Here is a 19336-nt window from a genome sequence, read left to right as displayed (position 1 = left end):
AGCGGTCACAGTGCAGCGCTGGCGTGGCTTGGAGGACATCCCCCAGGACTGGGGGCGCAGCGTCGTCACCATCGGTTCCTACGACGGCGTCCACCGCGGCCACCAGCTGATCATCAAGCACGCCGTCGACCGCGCCCGCGAACTGGGCGTACCCGCCGTCGTCGTCACCTTCGACCCGCACCCCAGCGAGGTGGTCCGCCCCGGCAGCCACCCGCCGCTGCTCGCCCCGCACCACCGCCGCGCCGAGCTGATGGCCGAGCTGGGCGTCGACGCGGTCCTCGTCCTTCCCTTCACCACCGAGTTCTCCAAGCTGTCGCCCGCCGACTTCGTGGTGAAGGTCCTGGTGGACAAGCTGCACGCCAAGGCGGTCGTGGAGGGCCCCAACTTCCGCTTCGGCCACAAGGCCGCCGGCAACGTCGAGTTCCTCACCGAGCAGGGCAAGACCTACGACTTCGAGGTCGAGGTCGTCGACCTGTACGTCACCGGCGCGGCGGGCGGCGGCGAGCCGTTCTCCTCCACGCTGACCCGCCGCCTGGTCGCCGAGGGCGACGTCGCGGGCGCCCGCGAGATCCTGGGCCGCCCGCACCGCGTGGAGGGCGTCGTCGTCCGCGGCGCCCAGCGCGGCCGGGAACTGGGCTTCCCGACGGCCAACGTCGAGACGCTCCCGCACACCGCCGTCCCCGCCGACGGCGTCTACGCGGGCTTCCTGCACGCCCAGGGCGAGGCCATGCCGGCCGCCGTCTCCGTCGGCACGAACCCGCAGTTCGACGGCACCGAGCGCACGGTCGAGGCGTACGCCATCGACCGCGTCGGCCTCGACCTGTACGGCCAGCACGTCGCCGTCGACTTCCTCGCCTACGTGCGCGGCCAGGCGAAGTTCGATTCCCTGGACGCCCTGCTGGAGCAGATGGCCGAGGACGTCAAGCGCTGCAAGGAGATCGTGGCGGCGGAGAGGTAGTCCCCGCCCGTCCGCTTCCCGTCGGCTCGCACGACGCGAAAGGGCGGCCGGTGCCCGGTGCACCGGCCGCCCTTTTCCGTGCGTCCCTACTGCTGCGCGGGCGGCGCCTGCGGCGGCTGCCGGCCCGGGTACGGCTGGGGCTGTGCCTGCGGCTGCCCGGGCTGCGGGTAACCGCCCGGCTGGGCCGGGTACGGCTGCGGCTGGCCCTGCTGCGGCGGGTACGGCTGCTGCGGCGGGGCGTACGGCTGACCGGGCGCCTGCGGGTACGGCTGCCCCGGCGCCTGGGGATACGGCTGGCCGCCGCCGTACAACTGCTGGTCGGGCGCGGCCTGGCCCGGCATCGGCGGGGCGGCCACCGGAGGCGGGTTGCCGTCGCTCGTCCACAGTCCGTGCGCCTGCTGGTGCCGGGTGAAGTCCTCGGCGACCAGCGCGGCGAGGTTGAAGTACGCCTCGCGCGTCTTCGGCCGCATCATGTCGAGGTCGACCTCGGCACCGGCGGCCAGGTGCTCGTCGAACGGCACGACGACGACCCCGCGCGTGCGGGTCTCGAAGTGCGCCACGATGTCCTCGACCTTGATCATCTTGCCGGTCTCGCGGACCCCGGAGATCACCGTGAGAGACCGGGAGACCAGGTCGGAGTACCCGTGCGCGGACAGCCAGTCCAGCGTCGTACTCGCGCTGCTCGCACCGTCCACGGACGGCGTGGAGATGATGATCAGCTGGTCGGCGAGGTCCAGCACCCCGCGCATCGCGCTGTACAGCAGACCGGTGCCCGAGTCGGTCAGGATCACCGGGTACTGCCGGCCGAGGACGTCGATCGCCCGCCGGTAGTCCTCGTCGTTGAACGTGGTCGACACGGCCGGGTCCACGTCGTTGGCGATGATCTCCAGACCGGAGGGCGCCTGGGAGGTGAACCTCCGGATGTCCATGTACGAGTTCAGGTACGGGATGGCCTGGACGAGGTCGCGGATGGTGGCCCCGGTCTCCCGGCGCACCCGGCGCCCGAGCGTTCCCGCGTCCGGGTTGGCGTCGATCGCCAGGATCTTGTCCTGCCGCTCGGTGGCCAGGGTGGAGCCGAGCGCGGTCGTCGTGGTCGTCTTGCCGACACCGCCCTTGAGGCTGATGACCGCGATCCGGTAGCAGGACAGCACCGGCGTGCGGATCAGCTCCAGCTTCCGCTGCCGCTCGGCCTCCTCCTTCTTCCCGCCCAGCTTGAACCGGCCGCCCGCCGCGGTGGGCCGGCCGCTCTTCGCCTTCTGCTTCTTGTTGTTGAGCAGCCGGTCCGAGGACAGCTCCACGGCGGCGGTGTAACCGAGCGGCGCGGCACCGGGGTTGGTCGGCTGCCGCTGGTCGTGCCGCACGGGCTGCGGCCACGCGGCCCCGGTGCGCGGATCGACCGGCGCCTGCGGGGCACCGGGCCCGGCGGGACCGGACTGCGCGCTCTGCGGGGGCTGCGGGAAGCCGTAACCGCCGGGCGGGGCGGGGGCGTTGGGGCCCGGCTGCGGACCGGCCGCCGGTGCGGTGGGCTCGTTCGGCTGGGGAGCCGGGGGCTGCGGGAAGCCGTAACCGCCGGGCTGTGCCGGGGGGGTGGGTGCGCCGGGCTGGGGGAAGCCGTAGCCGCCGGGCGGGGTGGGGGCGTGGGGAGCCGGCCGGGGCCCGGCCGCCGGTGCGGTGGGCTGGTTCGGCTGGTGGGGGTTGCCGGGCGGCTGGTTCGGGTCGTGCGGCTGGTGCCACGCGGCGGGCGCGGGCTGCGGTGGCTGGGGCTGGAACGGCGGCTGCGCGCCGGGCGCACCGGCCGGTCCCTGCCCGTCCGCGGGCTGCGGCTGCGGCTGCCGGCCCGGCATCGGTCCGGGCTGCTGCGGCCACTGGGCGGCGGGCGCGGGGGCGGCGGGCTGGTACGCGGGCGGCAGCGGCGGCAGCCCCTCCTGCGGCGGAGGCGGCGGCGTCCAGCCGGGCTGGGCACCCTGCGGAGCCGGGGGAGCGGGCGGCACGGCGCCGTACGGGGCGCCGGGCCCGGGCTGCGGGGCCACCGGGGGCTGGGGGAAGCCGTAACCACCGGGCTGGGGAGCGGGGGGCTGCTGGGACGCCGGGGGCTGCGGGAAGCCGTAACCGCCGGGCTGCGGAGTCGCCGGGGGCTGGGGGAAGCCGTAGCCACCGGGCTGGGGAGCGGGGGGCTGCTGGGACGCCGGGGGCTGCGGGAAGCCGTAACCGCCGGGCTGCGGAGTCACCGAGGGCTGGGGAAAGCCGTAGCCACCGGGCTGGAGAGGAGCGGGCTGCGAGGCGGTGGGCTGCGGAGGGCCGGGCTGCGGGGTGTCCGTGGCGGGCGGCGCGGCGGGCTGCTGGGCGGCGCTGTCCGGGGCACCGGCGGCCGGGGTGCCGGCGGCCGGGGTGCCCTCACCCGGAAGGCTGTCCTCGGGCGTGCTGTCGCCGGGCTCGCTCTGCCGAGCCGTGCCGTCCTGGCTCGTGCCGTCCTGGCTCGTGCCGTCCTGAGTCGTGTCCTCCTGCGCGGTGCCGTCCTGAGCCGTGCCGTCCTGAGCCGTGCCGTCCGCCGGAACGGCGGCCGACCGCTCCGGCGCGACGGAGCGCGGGGGGCCGGCGGTGCGCTCTCCGGCACCGCTCTCCTCGACGGACTCCTCGGCGGTCTCCCCGGCAGGCTCGCCGACCGCGCCGTCCTCCGCCGCGGAACCCTCGGCGACAGCCGGTTCCGCGTCCTCCCGGCCGTCCTCGCCCGCCTCGGACGCGGTGTCACCAGCGGTGACGGCGTCCGGACCGGAGGCCCCCGCCTCCGCGCCCTCGTCCGCGGCGCCCTCGCCGTCCCGGGAATCGCCGGCACCGGCTCCGGCCCCGGCCCCGGAGCCCTCGGCCGAACCACCCGCGGCCCCGGCCTGCTTGACCTCGGCCGCCGCGCGCTCGGCGAACTCGGCCAGCTCGCGCTTCAGGGCGCCCGCGGAGAACCGCATGGTCGCCCCGCTGTCCAGATCCCCGTTGTCCGTGTTGTCCGTGTTGTCCGTCTCCGGCTCACCCGCGCCAGGGGCGGCCGGCACCTCCTGCCCGGCCGACTGCGGCTGCTGCGGCTCGAAGCCCTCGGGCAGCCGCGGCATCGGCACGGGGCCGCCGGCCGGCGGCGCGGGCGGCGCGGCCGGGGCGTACGGCGCACCTGTCGGGGCGGGCGGGGCGTACGGCGTACCTTGCGGGGCGGGCGGGGCGTACGGCGTCCCCTGCGCGGGCGTGGCCCCGTGCGCGGGAGCGGGCGGCGGATACGCGGCGCCCTGCCGAGGGGCGTACGGAGCCCCCGGCGGCGGAGCGAACGGAGTGCCCTGCTCAGGCGTGCCCGGCGGCTGGGGGGCCGGCGGCGGCACGGCACCCGGGGCCGGCGGGCTCGCCGGGAACGACGGCACCCCGGAGCCGGCCGGGGCGGCCGGGTCGGCGAAACCGCCCGCGCCCGAGGAGCCCCCCTGCGTGCCGGAGGCGTTCTGCGTGTACCAGGCGGGGGGAGCGTAGTCGATGGTGAACTCGCCGGTGGTCTCGACGGCCTCCGCGTCGGGCTGGTCATCGCCGGGTGTGTCCCAGCCCCCGCGCATCCCGTCCCGATCGCTGCTCACAATTCCTCCTGGTGTGGTCGAGCACCCTCATGCCGTGCCGGGGCGACCATGTCGTGTCGTACCGAGTCGTCCGTAGTCGTTCGGGGCGGTCCGACTCGCCGGCCCCCCCGGGACACCGACGCCCGGCCCACGGGTCCTGCCATCGCGCCCGCTCCCAGCCTAATCACCGGAAGCCGCACCCCGGCAGGCCCGCCCGCCTCTCCGCGCCCGCCCACCGGGCCGGCACCCGCCCGGAGGTGCCCCACCCGTCCCACCAGGCCACCAGGACGCCCCGACAAAAGGGACGGGAAAGGGCAGTTCAGTCCATCCGGCGCGGGGTGCCCAACAATCCGATCTCGGCGTCCGTCGGCTGCGTCAGCACGTACTGCCGGTCACGGTCGGAGCACCACAGGGTGACCCCGTCGGGCAGCGCCGGCAGTGACTCCACCTCGGTCCGCGACAGCGCCATCGTGCGCCCCAGTTCGGCCGCCTCGTCCGGCGAGACCCGCTGGATGCCGGCGAGCCGCGCCTGCCGCAGCAGCCGGGGCGCGACCGGGCTGAGATACGGCAGCAGCGTCAGCACCGACTGCCAGGGACCGGACACCACCCGGCCGCGCGGGGGCCGCATGCCGCAGTCCCGCACCACGAGCACCGGCGTACCGGCGGAGGCGCCCTGCGGCGGGACGCGCCCGACGTCGTACACGGACAGGCCGTTCTGGCCGCCGCCCATCGCGTGCACCATCTGCATCCAGGCCTGCGGCCGGCCGGTCTCCACGGCGACCCGGGCGCCCGTGGCGGCCGAGCGCAGCGCCAGCACCTGCGCGGTCCACAGGCCGCCGATCAGGACGACGTCGTAGGGCGTGGGCCGGTTGATGCCGAGCACGGCCGGCTGTCCCTCGGCGTCGACGCCGGCCACCACCCCGTCGTCCCCGATGGGCAGGGCCAGCGCGTCCAGTTGCTGCACGGGCAGCCCGTGCCGGCCGTGCCGGGGCCCGATCAGGCCCAGCCCGTGCCGCAGCCGGTCCACCGCTCGCCGCGGCCCGGACGGCTCGCGTGTCCCCGGCGCCGCGGGGGCCGCCGGGCCCGCCCCGGCAGGAGTCGTCGGAAGGGTCGTCACCGCGCACCTCCGAGGGGCAGCGTGGCCAGCATGCCGGGCAGCTGCTCGCGGTCGAGCCGGGCCAGGCCCGCCCCGGACTGCCGGGCGGCGGCCTCCAACGCCCGCCGCGCCGCCACGAGTTCGTCGTCGCTGCGCCCCGTCACCCGCAGGTGCCCGCACAGCGACACCTCCTGCCGCTCCCCGGGGGCGAGCGTCAGACTGAAGGTGGTCGCCAGGGCCGGTATCGCCGTGACCCGGGCGACGAACTGCGGCAGGGACTCGGCCCGGCCGCCGCCCAGCGGGGGCCAGCGCCGCACCCAGTACGTGGTGTGCCGCCGGTTGTCACACCGCCAGCTGCGGCCCGACTCCTCCGTGCGCCGCTCCCGGGTCTCGCTGCGCCCCGCCTCCGCGGTGACCAGCGGGTTGGCACAGGCCGAGGTGGCGAGGGCGGCGACCAGCTCCTCCTCGTCCAGCACCCGGGCCCGGAAGCCCGCGCCGGTCAGCCGGCTCGCCAGATGGTCCGCGGCCCGTACGACGCACTTCTGCGCGCCCTCCAGCCCGCCGCCGCGCGCGGCAACGGCCTCCGCGCACAGCTCGGGGTCCAGCTTCAGCGCGATCCAGGTGATGCGCACGGCCGGGGCGCCGGTCTGCTCCTGCAACGGGATGTAGTTGGCGACGGCCACCGACTGCTGGGGCAGGTGCAGCGCGGGCGCCGGCTGCGTGTGCAGCACGATCTGCGCGGACTCCAGGCGGATCCCGTCCACCTCCAGCGCGTCCCGGACCAGCCCCAGCGGCAGCGGCTGGCGGCTGCGCTCGGCGCGCAGCGCGGTCGCGTCGGCCTCCACCTGGAGCACGGCCGTGACGAACGTGCCGTCCCCGACGATGCCGGCCGGCCGCCGGTCCCGCGCGCCGTACGAGTACGTGCGCAGGGCCGGTTCGCACTCCACCGCCGGGACCAGTCCGGGCTCCGTGCCCGGCGGCACCGGGGTGTTCGCGGCCCGCTTCTGCCGTGCCCGCAGCTCCCGTGCGGTGGCGAGCCACTCCGGCAGGGACCGGCCCCGCCGCCGTACGAAGGCCAGCAGGACCAGCACCAGCGCGAGCACCGCCGCCGGCACCAGGGCCGCCATGCCGACCGCCCAGCCGACGAGCAGCACGGCCGCCGCCAGCTCCACCAGCACGAGCCGTTGCAAACGGAACGAGGCGGCCTGGCCCGGGCGTTGCCTGAGGCCGGGCGTGACCTGCTGGCGGTCGCCGCCGCGCCGGGCGGACGCACCGCGCGGCGCGGATCCGGACCCGGCCGCGCGGCCTCGTGCCGCCGACCGGCCGCGCGCTCGCGTCCGCGTTCCGGAAGCCATCACTCCATCCCCCCGATTTGCTCACAACTCGCTGGAACCAGGCCACTGAACAAGGCCCTTGAGGGCCCAGGTACCCTACCCGCTCCACGAGACCCGCTCCGTAGAAGGCATAGTAGGGGCCGGGTCCGACAACGGAGGGCGGGGGAGCGTGGTCCCCGGGCGCGCTCCGCGTGAGTCACGGGGAGAAACAGGCACAGATGGCATCTCGGCGGGACCAACTCAACGCCTACACCTTCGCGAAGCGCCGCATGCTCGCGTCGTTCGTGCAGTCGTCACCGGATGCCTCCGACGAGGGAGCCCCCCGGCCACTGCGCGCGATCCTGCCCGGCGCGATCGTCGGCGTGGTGGTGCTGGCGGCCTTCGGTGCCTGGGGGATGTTCAAGCCGACGGCCCCGCAGGGCTGGGACGCCCCCGGACAGAAGGTGATCATCGCCAGCAAGTCCACCACCCGGTACGTCGTCCTGAAGACCAAGGACAAGGTGCAGCTCCACCCGGTCCTCAACATGGCCTCGGCCAAGCTCGTCCTCGACACCCAGAGCGACGTCGACGTGGTCACCGTCGACGAGTCGGTCCTCGACAACGGCGAGATCCCGCACGGCGTCACCATCGGCATCCCCTACGCCCCCGACCGGCTGCCCTCGGGCAAGGAGGCCGGCGCGGCCAAGGAGTGGGCGGTCTGCGAGCGCCCGAGCGGCAGCGGCGGCTCCGTCCAGAAGGCCGCGTTCGTCCTCGCCGAACGGGACCGGGACAAGCTCCGCGGCAGCCGGCAGAAGCTGCGCGGCGGCGAACTCCTCTACGTCGCCACCCCGGACAGGAAGCAGTACGTGGTCGACGCGCACGGCCGGGCCTACCCCGTGGCCGCCGACGACAGCCTGCTGCTCCAGACCATCGTGGGCGCCGACCGCACCCCGCAGCGGGTGACCAAGGCGTGGATCGACACTCTGCACCCGGGCGACCCGATCAGCTTCCCGTCGGTCACCGGCGTGCCCGCCGCCGCCGCGAACGCCCCCGGCCAGCTCGACGAGGGGGCCAACCGCGTCGGCATGGTGCTGCGCGCCCCGGTCAACGGCCACGAGCAGTACTTCGTCGTCCTGCCCGGCCGGGTCGCCCCCGTCTCCGACTTCGTCGCCCAGCTCCTGCTGGCCAGCACGGACCTCGTGAAGCTCGGCCAGAACGGTCACGCCCAGGAGGTCAGCGCGGGCGCCATCACCCGGGGCGCGCCCTTCGCCGCCGACCACACCTGGCCCACCGAGAAGCCCAGCGCCGTCAACGACCCGGCCCCGGCCGACGGCAGCCGCAACACCGTGTGCAACGTCCTCCACCACGTCGACCCCGACGACGGCGCCACCACCCTGAGCACCTGGGCCGGCACCGACTTCCCGGCGGTGCTGCCCACCGGCTCCTCCAGCGCCTACGTCACCGCCGGCTCCGGCCAGCTCTACCGCCAGTTCCAGGGCCGGGAGACCAAGGCCGGCCCGGTCTTCCTGGTCACCGACACCGGCCTGCGCTACGCCCTGCAGTCCAACGACGACAGCGCCGGCGACGACAAGGGCATCGGCGTCTCCGCCAAGCAGCGCAAGCAGCTCCAGCAGGAGGCCAAGCTGGCGCAGACCCGCCTCGGCTACGCCGACGTCGACCCCGCCCCGATCCCCGCGCCCTGGTCGAAGTTCCTGCCGACCGGCCCCCGCCTGTCGACGGCGGCGGCCCGCCAGCCGCAGGGTTCCTGAGGGGGCGACGATGACGTCCACGCTCCGCGCCCGTACGGCCCTGGCGGCGGCCACCGCCGTCGCCGCCACCCTGCTGACGGCGCCCGCGGCCACGGCGGACTCCGCCTCCGACCAGTGCACGTTCGACAAGACCAACCACAAGTACGCCGGCACGCCCTGGGCGCTGCAGCGCGTCAACCTCGACGAGCTGTGGACCCAGTCCAAGGGCAGGAACGTCAGGGTCGCCGTCATCGACACCGGCGTCGACACGGCCAACCCGCAGCTCGCGCACGCCGTCGACGCGTCCCGGGGCGCCAACTTCCTGCCCCCCAAGGACAAGGAGGGCCGGCCCCTCGACCGCGGCAACGGCAAGGGCACGACCGACACCGTCGGCCACGGCACCCGGGTCGCGGGCATCATCGCGGCCCGCCCCGTGAAGGGCACGGGATTCGTCGGGCTCGCCCCCGAGGCCACCATCATCCCGATCAAACAGAACGACGCGGACGGCAACGGCACGGCCGCCACCCTCGCCCGGGCGATCCGGCACGCTATCCAGGCCAAGGCCGACGTCATCAACATCTCCCAGGACACGGCCAACGCCGTCCCGCCGGACGACGACCTGCGGCGCGCGGTCGACGAGGCCCTGGCCGCCGGCATCGTCGTGGTCGCCTCGGCCGGCAACGACGGCCTCGGCGGCAACCGGAAGAAGACGTACCCGGCGTCGTACCGGGGAGTCCTCGCGGTGGCGGCGTCGGACCGCAACAACGAACGCGCGGCCTTCTCCCAGTCCGGCGACTTCGTCGGCGTGGCGGCCCCCGGCGTCGACATGATCTCCACCGTCCCCAAGGGCGGGCACTGCCCCGACAACGGCACGAGTTTCTCCGCGCCCTACGTGGCGGGCGTGGCCGCGCTGATCAAGGCCAAGCACCAGGACTGGACGCCCCGGCAGATCGTGGCCCAGATCGAGCAGACCGCCGAACGCTCCATCGCCGGCCACGATCCCCTGGTCGGCTGGGGCGTGGTGGACCCGGTCAGGGCCCTCACCGAGGACGACCACCCCATCGAGTCCCCGCACCCCGACGCGGGCCTCACCCATGCGGAGGCCCCCACCCCCGCCCGCCTCACCCTCGGCGAGACCCCGCGCGAACGCACGGCCCGCATCGCGACGTACGTCGCCGTGGCCGTGGCGGTCCTGGTGGCGGGCCTCGGCGGCGGAGCGGTGGCGGTCCGCGACGCCCGCCGCCGGCGCCGCGGCCTGCGGGAAGGCAGGCCATGGACGCGCTGAACAAGCTGAACGTCCTGTCGCTGGTGCTGTCCGCGGTGCTGGTGGCCATGGCCTGCGTCAGGTCGGACCGGGTCCGCTCCTGGCGCGCGAACGTCAACCCGTCGGCCCCGGAACTGCCCGACTCCGCCTTCGTCGTGGCCCGCGTCCTCTTCCTCGGCATGGCGGGCATGGGCGTCTACCTGGCCGTCCAGGGCTTCGGCGTCTCCGACGACGGCTCCTGGAGCGACGGCGAGCTGACCGGCGCGGTCCGCCGAACGGCCGACGACCTGGACGGCTACACCTTCCGGGCCGACGACGCGGGCACGCCCCTGGCTTTCACCGACTACGCGTCGCTGATCGAGGAGAGGGTCATCCGGTACGGCGGCGGCGACGCCCCGGAGTACGGGGTGACGGTCGAGCCGGCCGAGACCAACACGAAGGCGAAGGCGTCCTTCACCATCACCGCCGACGGCACGGACACCGCCTTCTGCACCCACCTCGAGCGCACCCGCTCCAAAAAGGACGACTACACCCCACCGGGCATCACGGGCGGCGAGGGAACCCTGACATACCAGGGCTACCGCCTCAAGACGTCCCTGGGAAAGGGCGAGTGCTGACGGACGGTATGCATGGCGGTGATGTCGTGCCTCACGAGCATTCTCGGGACCGCCCGACGGCTTCGGTGAACGCGGCCGACAGCTTCTTCTTGCAGCCCTTGACCAGCTTGACGGCGCCTGTGCCGGTGGAGAAGAAGTCGTCGTCGGCCGACTGCGCGGCCTTGTCGGTCTCCGGGTTGGCGGTGACGACGGTCGACACGTCGACGTCCTCCTCCCACCACTGCAGATCGGCCGTCACCGCCCACGTTCCGTCCCAACGCCGCGAGCACCGCCGTGGCGGCCAAGGCCAGCCGAGCCATCGAACCCCGAGCCTCCTTCAGGCAACGCATGCTGCGTGGTCCGCTCAGTGGCATGCGCTGGATCGCTGCACCGCCTCCGTGTACGTGGTGATCAGCTGTTTCATGGCCGCGGCATCGCTGTGTTCCGATCCCGAGGCCAGCACAGCCGTGTAGAGAACCTGGTTCCGGTCGTTGCGACAACCGTTCGTCTTTCCGAACGCCTGGTTCCCGGAGTAGACGAACCGACCGTCCTCTGTTTGCTGACCCAGCTTGTCAAGGGTCAGCCCTTTGGCGAACTCGCGTACCGACATGTCGTTCCACCACTCCCGCGCGGTGTACACGACCCGCTTCCCGTCGACGGAGACGGCACAGCGAGTGGCCTTGGCGGAAGCGATGGTGACCTCGGTCGAGACCTTCTTCCCAGGCGGGAGGAACTCGGCGAGCGCCTCAGCGTCGACAGCGGTTCCGCAGGCGCTCCGGGGGAGGGAGTACCCGCGTTCCGGCTCGTCCTCAGAGCAACTCGCGAGTGTGAGAAGGAGAACGGAGACCGCGATGGCTGCCCCGCTTCGGCGGCCTCGGAAAGAACCGGGAGTTACATTCATGGCATTCTCGTCACGGCTGGATGTCAGGAGGTCGTTCTGCTGCCGGGAGCCTGTCCCTGCAGAATGTCATTCGCGTTGATGTAGCCCTGCCGAGCCCCTTCACGCGACCACGTGCCGATGTCGTCCACGTTCGCCAGGTGATATTGCTTGGCGGCCTCTTGGGCGCCTATGGCCACATACTCGTTGTTTTTCTCCAGGCCGGCCTGCCAACGACTTCCCATTTCATCGGCGGCCTCCTCGAGCGCATGCCCTTCGGCATCCTTGTAGATGTGCTCCAGGAGCATGCTGGTGGCCGTACCGGCCCCACCGCCGGCAGCCGCGCCGATCCAAGGGGTCGCGATGAAGGACGTTCCGACACCCACGACCGTTCCCACTCCGCCGGAAATGAGATTCTTGCGCTGGGAAACGCTGTAGTCGAAGTCGTGATCCTTGTCGCCGGCCGGCTTCGCGATCTCTTCCTGTCGACCGAGACCGAGCACGCCCGACACTTCGCCGGACCGCTGGGCGATGTACTTGACCGTGGTCTCCTGGTCCTGAGAGAAGCGCTGATCCGCCGGCAGATCCGGATTCAGGTGGTACTCCATCAGCTTGGACATGTATGCCTGCTGACCCACTTCGACAGCTGCGTATCCTCGTGGATCCTGCCCGACGGCGAACAGGAACTTGCTCACATCCCGGTGCTTGACCTCGGAATCGGCGCCGGCGATCGGATAGAGCTTCTCGATCTGCTTCCAGTCCTCCGAGTCCCGGCTCACGTCAGTCGTGGCGCGGTTGATGTCCGGAAGATACTCGGAAGCCATCTGTCCCATGCTGTCGGACATGACGTTGTGATCGGTGAGTCGTTCCGGGTCGTCTCCCACCGACGAGACGATGGCGTTGAACAGCTTGGCCTGTTCCTCGCTGTGCGGTGCGGTGTCCTGTGTGGGGATCTCTCCCGCAGGATGCCCGGTCGTGGCGGCTTCCAACGCGGACGCGAGGTTGTCGCGGCCATCCGTGCTCTCGCCGCGGCTCAGGTCGCTGTTGCTCTCGTGCGGCCAGTGCCGGTCCTCGAAGAGGTACTTGAAGTTGGAGACCGCGTGCTTGTGGTCGCCGTCCTTCGGGATGAAGTCGTCGTTGAAGAAGTCGGTCGCCGCGCCGGGGTTGTTCGAGAGGCCCTTGAGGTAGCCGGACAAGGGGTCGAAACCGGAGTCGCCCTTCATGTGGTTGAGGTACGGGCTGAACCCCATCCGCTGCCAGGCCCCGTGCTTGCCGTCATCCGTGAACTTCCGTTCCGTCTCCATGAGGCTCTTTCCGTACTGCTTCATGAAGTCGTCGTCGTAGTCGCCCACGCGCATGAGGTTGCTCATGACCTGGAACCCGAGCAGGCCGCCGCGCTTGCCGCCGACCTCCTGGTCGCCGAGGTCGACCATGCGCCGCTTCCACTCGGTCATGTCGGCCGTGTCGCTCTGGCTGGCCGTGGCGAGCGTGAGCCCGAGGTTCTTCTGCAGTTCGCCCAACTGGTCGCGCCGTGCGTGGTTCACGTCCCACGCCACCTGGGGGTCGCTGACATTGGCCCAGAAGGAGAGGGTCTTCTCCGGCCCGAGGTCCTTCGCGAAGCGCTCCGAGAACAGCGGGTCGTCGTGGTACTTCTTCAGCCCGGCGTTGAGCCGGTCGAAGTCCTCCACCGACAGGTCGTCGATGTCCTTCTTGGCCAGCTTCGCCAGTTCGTCGGCTTCCTTCACGGCCGCCGCCGCGGTGTCCCGGTCCTTGTAACTGGCGTCCGAGAAGCCCATCCTGGCCTGGTCGACGATCGCCATGAGGACGTCCTTGGCCGAGTTGTCGCTCTCCGTGGCCTTGCTGAGGATGCCCTGGATCTCGTCGCGGAGGTCGTCGACGTCCTTCTGGTTGGTCGCGCTCTTGTTGCCGCTCGGGTCCGAACCCCAGTCGGGCCGCGTGTTGCCCATGACCGTGAACTTGCCGCCGCCCGCGTCCGTGACGGTCAGGTTCTTCTTCTGGCCGCGCGAGACGGCGTCCGTCAGCTGCTGGTGGAACGTCTTCAGCTCGTCCCGGGTGTCGAGCAGGATCTTGTAGATGGTGGTGGCCTGCGTGTGGGCGTCGCCGAACTCGCCGGCCGTCTTCCCGATGAACTGCTTGGAGACCTGGGCGTTCACGCCGGCCCAGTCGGCCGCGTTGGCGGCCTTGTGCAGATCGTCCTCGGCGTCCTTCTTCAGGTCCGCGAGGTGGTTCACCAGCGTCGACCAGTCGCCGACGGCGTCGTCGAGCAGCTTGAAGTTGGCGTGGTAGAGGGCGTTGAAGTCCATTGGTGGTCGTCCCAGGGAGAGCGTGTCGGCGGTGTGATCGTCTGCGTCGTCGACAACCGGCGCCGCTATTCCTTCTTTTTGCCCTTGCCCTTGCCGTCGTCGCCGTAGTCGTTCTTCCCGCCCGGCGCCCCCACCCGCTCGTCGAAGCCGTCGTCCAGGGCGTCGATGCTGCTCATCTGGCGCTGGATGTAGTGCTCGTCGTTCGCGTGCACGGTCTTGGTGGTCTGCATGTGGTTGGAGATCTGGGCGCAGGCGTCCATCAGCGACTTCAGCTGCTCTTCCCAGCGGTTCGAGACGTGCTGGAGGCCGGCGCCGAGGGCGAAGCCCTGCCGGGTGAGGTCGCCGGCCGCGGAGTCGCTGCCCGGGGTCGCCACGCGGGCCTTGTCCCACAACTGGTCGTAGAGGTGGTGGGCGGCGCTGCCGATCTTCTCCAGGTCCTTGTGGCCGACCTTGAGGTCACCGGTCTTGCTGGGGAGGACATAGGGGCCGTAGGTGCCGCCGCCCCCGTCGACGTGGTTGAGCTGCATGTGTGCCGACTGCCCCTGCGCAGCCTGCGCCTTGAGCCGCTCCCATTCGTCCCATCCCATGGAAGGGCCCCTTCCCCCGTGGTTAGTCCGGTGCCGGGTCAACCTAGCAACCAACGGCAGGGAAAATTTGCGCCATGTCCGCCATGTGCGACCTGTCGGGCGTGAAAATTCGGCGGAGAGTGCCGCCTGGGAGGCCGGTTTCAGGGTTGCCGAGTTCCGGTCCGGGGCAACTGGCCGGCCCCCCGCGTGTGAAGCTTCTGAGTAGATACCGAAACTCTTCTGTCGTTATTGACCGTCTTGTCGCCATCCGCTCCGTCATGAGCCGGTCTCTTTGGGACACCATCGCAACTGAACTGTCGCAGAGTTCAGTTGGCCACCATTTAGGCAGTGACTACAGTGGTCCGCGATGGATCGACGGCGCGGCCGGCTCCCGCTCGATCCGTCCAGCACTACCAACGGGGAAACGGGGAAGGGGTCGCGGTGGGCGACGGTGGCGGCTCGGGCATGAGGCGCGGCGTTGATGCGCTGAGCAAGTTCAAGAACGATGTCGACAAGGCGCTGAAGGCCTTCGAAGGTGCCCCCGGCAGTCCGTCCAGGCTGGCGGAGCACACGCTCAGCGCCGGTTCTTTCAGCGGCTCGAACATCCCCTTCCACGAGGCGACCGAGCTGCACTCCAAGTACGAGCAGGTGCACGAGCGCCTCACCTCGCTGTCGCAGAACCTCGGCCTGCAGATCGAGGCCCTGACGCTCGCGGCGCACGCGGCCGACGTCACGTACGACGGTACGGAGGACGAGGTGCGGCGCCGGTTCTGGCAGATCCACTCCCATCTCGACCAGGAGCACCGGACGGCGACGCAGAAGGACGAGCACGCCGAGAAGAAGCCGGTCGAGGCCGGTGAGCACGGTGGCGAGCACACGTCCGCGAAGGGCGAGTTCTAGTGACTGACAACTGGCAGCAGAAGCCCGAGTACAAGGCCGACGTCGAGCAGGCCAACCGGCAGGTCGGCATCGTCAACACGATCAGTCGGCTGCAGAACGGCTTCCGGGGCACGCCCATGGGGGCGGCACTCTCCCTCGGCAGGACCGACTTCGAGGACCACGATCTCAACGCGATGATCGACTTGGTCCACCACTCCAATCCCGAGCACTTGGAGACGGCCAGCAAGGCATTGTGGGACGCCCGTAAGGCCATCCACGACGCGGCCACGGACCTGGAGACCAACCTCAAGGGCGTCGACTGGGAAGGCGAGGGCGCCAAGCAGTTCCACTCGTGGACCAGCGGTCTCATCGACTGGACCAAGGGGCTCGCGACCTTCGCCGACATCGCCGCCACCGAGATCTCCGCCGCCGCCACCGGTCTGGCCTCCGTGCGCCACTCCATGCCGCCCCGGGACACGCGGCCCGCGAGTGAACAGAAGCGGCCCAAGGACCTGCCCAAGGCCAAGCAGGTCGACGGTGATCCGGACTACGCCGCCGCGCTCAAGGTCGAGAAGGACCGGCAAGAGGCGATCAACCAGGTGAACCGGCTGGCCTCGTTCTACTCCGTGTCCGCCACCGCCCTGGGGATGGCCCTGGACACCGATCCGAAGCCTTACAAGCCGATTCCGGATGTGGGGGTGCCGAAGCCGTTCGGGCATGAAACGGGTTCCTCGCCGGGCCGGTCAGGATCCTCCACGCCCTCCTCTTTGCGTGGAGGTGTGGCGGGAAGCCATGGGGACACGACACGAGGGCACGCGGAGTCGGTTACCTCCCGCGGAACAGGGACTGGTGGTCACGTACCGCCCCTGAAGGAAGTCCACGACCCCGGTACGTCCACGTCCACCGGCCGTGACGTCGGCACGGAGATCAACACCACGACCACCCTGCCCCCGCAGACACCGGCCAGTCCGCCCAGCACTCCGACGCCCACCCTGCCGACGACCAACGGCGGGGGACCGGTGCCGCCGCTGCCCACGGGACCGATGGGGCCTCCCGTCACGCCGACCGGCCGAACTCCCGGCTACGGACCGGCCGGCCGTCCCCCGGTGACGGCGCAAGGGCGGACCGGCCCTGTGGGTACCGGAAGCGGTCGAACGTCACAGGGACCGGCGGGCCAGTCGGGGCGTACCGTCTCCACCGGTCGAGTGCCGCAGGGGCCGAACGGCCAGGCAGGGCGATCCGTACCGGGCGGCCGGGTTCCGCAGGGTCCGATGGGGCAGGCTCATGCCACGGGACGCGCGACCCCGACGGGCCAGCAGGGCGCACGGGGCCCTGTTCAGTCCGGGCGCACTCCGGTAGGCCGTCCCGTCACCGGCGGTACGCCGAGGACGACCGGGACCCCTGGTGGACGTCCTGGAGCAATCGGTCCCACGGGTCCGGCGCGCAACGGCGTCGTGGGCGGCAAGCCCGTCACGGGTCGTACGTCCGGATCCACGGCCGGTCCCCGGGTCCCGCGCGGTATGGTCGTCGGCGCCGAGGAGCCGATCTCCTCCACGCAGCAGAAGGGCGCCCTCGGTCAGCGAGGCGTCGTCGGCGCCCCCACGGCGAAGGCCGAACCCGGCGCGGGCCGGGCGGTGCTGCGCTCGGCGAGCAACCCCGAGGGTGTCATCGGCGGGGCGCGCAACACCAGCGGTTCTCCGCTCAAGGGCTCCGAGGCCGGTGCCACGGGGCTGGGCCGCGGTGCGGTGGGCGGTCGGCAGGCTCCGGCCGGTGAGACCGGCCGTGCCGGCGGGACCGCCCGGACGGAACAGCACCGCTCGTCGCAGCAGCGGCGTGATGTGCCTCAGAAGAGCGACTGAACACGAGCGAGGACATACACGGCATGAAGCCAGGGACCGGTCGACGCGGCACGAGGACCGCCCTCCTGACGAGGCGGAACGCGAGACGGCTGTCTGCTGTGTGCTCGGCACTGGGCACGCTGGTGATCGCGTCGACGGGGCTGGCTCCCGGAGCCGCGGCTGCGGACGACGTTCAGTCCAAGCAGTGGTATCTGGACGCGATGGGCGCCGACGTGATCTGGAAGCACAGCACGGGCAAGGGGGTGAAGGTCGCCGTCATCGACACCGGGGTGAACCCGGACACGCCTTCGCTCAAGGGGCAGGTGCTGGTCGACGAGGTACCCAAGGTCGCGACGTACCACGTCACCCGGGATTACAACGGCCATGGCACCTCGATGGCAGAAATTATCGCGGGCACAGGGGCTGGCGGTGGTATCAAGGGCCTTGCTCCTGGGGCGAAGATCATCCCGATCCGGGTCGGCGACGACTCCCTGAAAGACGAGGAGGAGCGGGCGAAGACCCTCACTTCGGTCAAGGCGATCAGGGCCGCCGCCGATAGCGACGCCAAGATCATCAATATGTCCTACGGAAGCGAGTACTACGAATCCGAAGAGGAGGACGCTGTCAAATACGCGGCCTCCAAGGGCAAGTTGGTTTTTGCTTCCATGGGGAATGACGGCGACAAGGGAAACAAGAAGAATTACCCCGCCATGTATCCCTATGCCGTCGGCGTGGCCGCCGTTGACAAATCCGGTACAGTCGGCAAGTTCTCCACGTACGGAAACGAGGTCGACCTCTCGGCCCCCGGCCTGAACATCCCGGGCTGGTGCGACACCACATTCACCAAGTACTGCACCACCGAGGGCACCAGTAACGCCTCCGCCATAGCCTCCGCCTCCGCAGCCCTGATCTGGTCCGCCCACCCCGACTGGACGGCGAACCAGGTTCTCCGTTCACTCATCGACACAGCCGGTCGCACCTGGTCCAAGGACAAGCCCAGCAAGTACCTCGGCTACGGCATCGTCCGTCCGCGCCGCGTCCTGCTCGACAAGGACATCAACCCGGGCCCGGCCAACAGGGACCCGCTGGCCGCCGAGAACGGAACGGACCCGGACGAGGACATCGCGGCTACCCCGAGCCCGTCGACGGCACCCTCCTCCGGGGCGTCGGTGAAGCCCACCAAGGAGGCAGGTTCCGCCAGCGGACCCACCTCCGCCGCCGCGAAAAAATCCGACTCCGGCAGCGATACCCGGATCTGGTTGATCATCGGCGCCGTAGCCGCCGTACTGGTCATCGCAGGCGCCGGTTTCGCCGTGCTGCGCGCACGCCGTAACGCCTGAGCGGTCTCCCGTACACCTGCCCACTCACCGAGTGGGCGAAGACCCGCTTGCCGGCAGTGCCGACGCCCGACACATGCCTCAGCGCCCGGCAAGGTCAGTTCACACAGAAAGGCACGGAAATGGCGACGCAGCGCCAGAAGGTAAGTGACAAGGACATCATCGTCCTCGAAAAGGAGCTTCTGCACCGTTTCGAGGGCATCAAGGGTCAGCTGAAGGAACTGCAGGCCCTCATCGACAGCCTCGAAGGCAACTGGAAGGGCATCGGCGCCGGCGCGTTCAACGCCAAGCAGACCGAGATCAACGAGCGCATGGTCCGCATCGGCAACATCCTCGCCAAGTTCATCGAGGCCATGAGCACCACGCGGAAGATCAAGGACGGCACGGAAGACGAGGTCCGTGCGCAGGTCCAGAGCATCGACGTCAGCGTCGGCGGCTCGACTTCGGCCCTGTCCAGTTACTGATCCCCGCCAGGTCACCACTTCTCAGCAACGGAGCAATCATGGGCGTCAACAACAGCGGCGAGCTCGAAGTTTCCTACGGCAGCCTCGACGAGACCGCCACCCAGCTGGCCAACCACGCGCGTCGGCTCGAAGAGGGCCTCGAGGCCATCAAGCAGAAGGTCGCCGGCGTCGCCAGCATGTGGGAGGGCGAGGCCCACAACGCGTACACCGAGCAGCAGGCCGCCTGGGACCGCGAGGCGCAGGGCATCCACGAGGCCCTGGTCCAGATCGGCAAGGTCGTGCACGCGGCCGGCGGTGACTACCAGGGCGGCGACCGCAAGGCCGCCAGCTACTTCATGTAAGCCGGACCGGCACAGCACGGACCGGCACAGCACGGCAACGGGGTGGGCACGCACGGGAGGTGCCCACCCTTTGTCATGCCGGACGGAAGCTCGTGCACACCTTCGTACCGTCGCCCGGGTGGACCGCCCCGGCCCGCGGCGTCTCGGTGCCGCA

General features: G+C 71.3%; 16 protein-coding genes. 9 read left to right on the top strand and 7 right to left on the bottom strand.

The features are described 5' to 3' along the window. Positions 1-10: 10 nt before the first annotated feature. Positions 11-958, top strand: coding sequence for a bifunctional riboflavin kinase/FAD synthetase (locus ACZ4W9_RS27840; RefSeq protein ID WP_467940357.1), 948 nt, complete (start codon positions 11-13; stop codon positions 956-958). An 86-nt stretch (positions 959-1044) separates the two neighbouring features. On the opposite strand, the gene ACZ4W9_RS27835 is transcribed toward ACZ4W9_RS27840, so the two are convergent. The 3 genes from ACZ4W9_RS27835 to eccE all read right to left on the bottom strand — a co-directional run bounded on the left by ACZ4W9_RS27835 (position 1045) and on the right by eccE (position 6990). Next, positions 1045-4560, bottom strand: a complete 3516-nt coding sequence (locus ACZ4W9_RS27835) for an SCO5717 family growth-regulating ATPase (RefSeq protein ID WP_467940356.1) — start codon at positions 4558-4560, stop codon at positions 1045-1047. Between the two features lie 298 nt (positions 4561-4858). Then, positions 4859-5656, bottom strand: coding sequence for a hypothetical protein (locus ACZ4W9_RS27830; RefSeq protein WP_467940355.1), 798 nt, complete (start codon positions 5654-5656; stop codon positions 4859-4861). After that, the gene (gene eccE / locus ACZ4W9_RS27825; RefSeq protein ID WP_467940353.1) at positions 5653-6990 is read right to left on the bottom strand and encodes a type VII secretion protein EccE; all 1338 of its coding nucleotides are present in this window, start codon (positions 6988-6990) and stop codon (positions 5653-5655) included. Before eccE ends, ACZ4W9_RS27830 begins: the two co-directional genes overlap by 4 nt. 197 nt (positions 6991-7187) lie before the next feature. On the opposite strand from eccE, the gene eccB reads away from it, so the two are divergent. The 3 genes from eccB to ACZ4W9_RS27810 are packed head-to-tail and all read left to right on the top strand — an operon-like array spanning position 7188 to position 10577. Further along, positions 7188-8717, top strand: coding sequence for a type VII secretion protein EccB (eccB, locus tag ACZ4W9_RS27820; protein ID WP_467940352.1), 1530 nt, complete (start codon positions 7188-7190; stop codon positions 8715-8717). A gap of 10 nt (positions 8718-8727) precedes the next feature. Continuing rightward, positions 8728-9981, top strand: a complete 1254-nt coding sequence (gene mycP, locus ACZ4W9_RS27815) for a type VII secretion-associated serine protease mycosin (RefSeq protein WP_467940351.1) — start codon at positions 8728-8730, stop codon at positions 9979-9981. After that, positions 9969-10577 (top strand): hypothetical protein, encoded by a 609-nt coding sequence (locus tag ACZ4W9_RS27810; RefSeq protein WP_467940349.1) that lies wholly within the window; start codon positions 9969-9971, stop codon positions 10575-10577. Before mycP ends, ACZ4W9_RS27810 begins: the two co-directional genes overlap by 13 nt. A gap of 31 nt (positions 10578-10608) precedes the next feature. On the opposite strand, the gene ACZ4W9_RS27805 is transcribed toward ACZ4W9_RS27810, so the two are convergent. From ACZ4W9_RS27805 to ACZ4W9_RS27790, 4 genes are all read right to left on the bottom strand, one after another. Further along, the gene (locus tag ACZ4W9_RS27805) at positions 10609-10815 is read right to left on the bottom strand and encodes a hypothetical protein (protein ID WP_467940348.1); all 207 of its coding nucleotides are present in this window, start codon (positions 10813-10815) and stop codon (positions 10609-10611) included. 105 nt (positions 10816-10920) lie between these two features. Beyond that, positions 10921-11457: a hypothetical protein gene (locus ACZ4W9_RS27800; protein ID WP_467940347.1), complete on the bottom strand. Its 537-nt coding sequence runs from the start codon at positions 11455-11457 to the stop codon at positions 10921-10923. A gap of 23 nt (positions 11458-11480) precedes the next feature. Continuing rightward, positions 11481-13757, bottom strand: a complete 2277-nt coding sequence (locus ACZ4W9_RS27795; RefSeq protein ID WP_467940345.1) for a hypothetical protein — start codon at positions 13755-13757, stop codon at positions 11481-11483. 65 nt (positions 13758-13822) lie between these two features. Next, positions 13823-14344 (bottom strand): hypothetical protein, encoded by a 522-nt coding sequence (locus ACZ4W9_RS27790; RefSeq protein WP_467940344.1) that lies wholly within the window; start codon positions 14342-14344, stop codon positions 13823-13825. A 444-nt stretch (positions 14345-14788) separates the two neighbouring features. On the opposite strand from ACZ4W9_RS27790, the gene ACZ4W9_RS27785 reads away from it, so the two are divergent. From ACZ4W9_RS27785 to ACZ4W9_RS27765, 5 genes are all read left to right on the top strand, one after another. Next, positions 14789-15223, top strand: coding sequence for a hypothetical protein (locus ACZ4W9_RS27785; RefSeq protein WP_467940343.1), 435 nt, complete (start codon positions 14789-14791; stop codon positions 15221-15223). Continuing rightward, complete coding sequence (locus ACZ4W9_RS27780) at positions 15223-17061, top strand: hypothetical protein (protein WP_467940342.1); 1839 nt, start codon at positions 15223-15225, stop codon at positions 17059-17061. Before ACZ4W9_RS27785 ends, ACZ4W9_RS27780 begins: the two co-directional genes overlap by 1 nt. Before the next feature lie 98 nt (positions 17062-17159). Beyond that, positions 17160-18380: a S8 family serine peptidase gene (locus ACZ4W9_RS27775; protein WP_467940340.1), complete on the top strand. Its 1221-nt coding sequence runs from the start codon at positions 17160-17162 to the stop codon at positions 18378-18380. A gap of 119 nt (positions 18381-18499) precedes the next feature. Further along, positions 18500-18841, top strand: coding sequence for a WXG100 family type VII secretion target (locus ACZ4W9_RS27770; RefSeq protein ID WP_030784826.1), 342 nt, complete (start codon positions 18500-18502; stop codon positions 18839-18841). A gap of 38 nt (positions 18842-18879) precedes the next feature. Then, positions 18880-19182, top strand: coding sequence for a WXG100 family type VII secretion target (locus tag ACZ4W9_RS27765; RefSeq protein ID WP_030619120.1), 303 nt, complete (start codon positions 18880-18882; stop codon positions 19180-19182). The last annotated feature ends 154 nt before the right edge of the window (positions 19183-19336 follow it).

The organism is Streptomyces sp. NPDC029296 (assembly GCF_055569255.1).
Note: the sequence above shows the minus strand (reverse complement) of the source record. Positions and strands in the feature narration are given on the sequence as shown.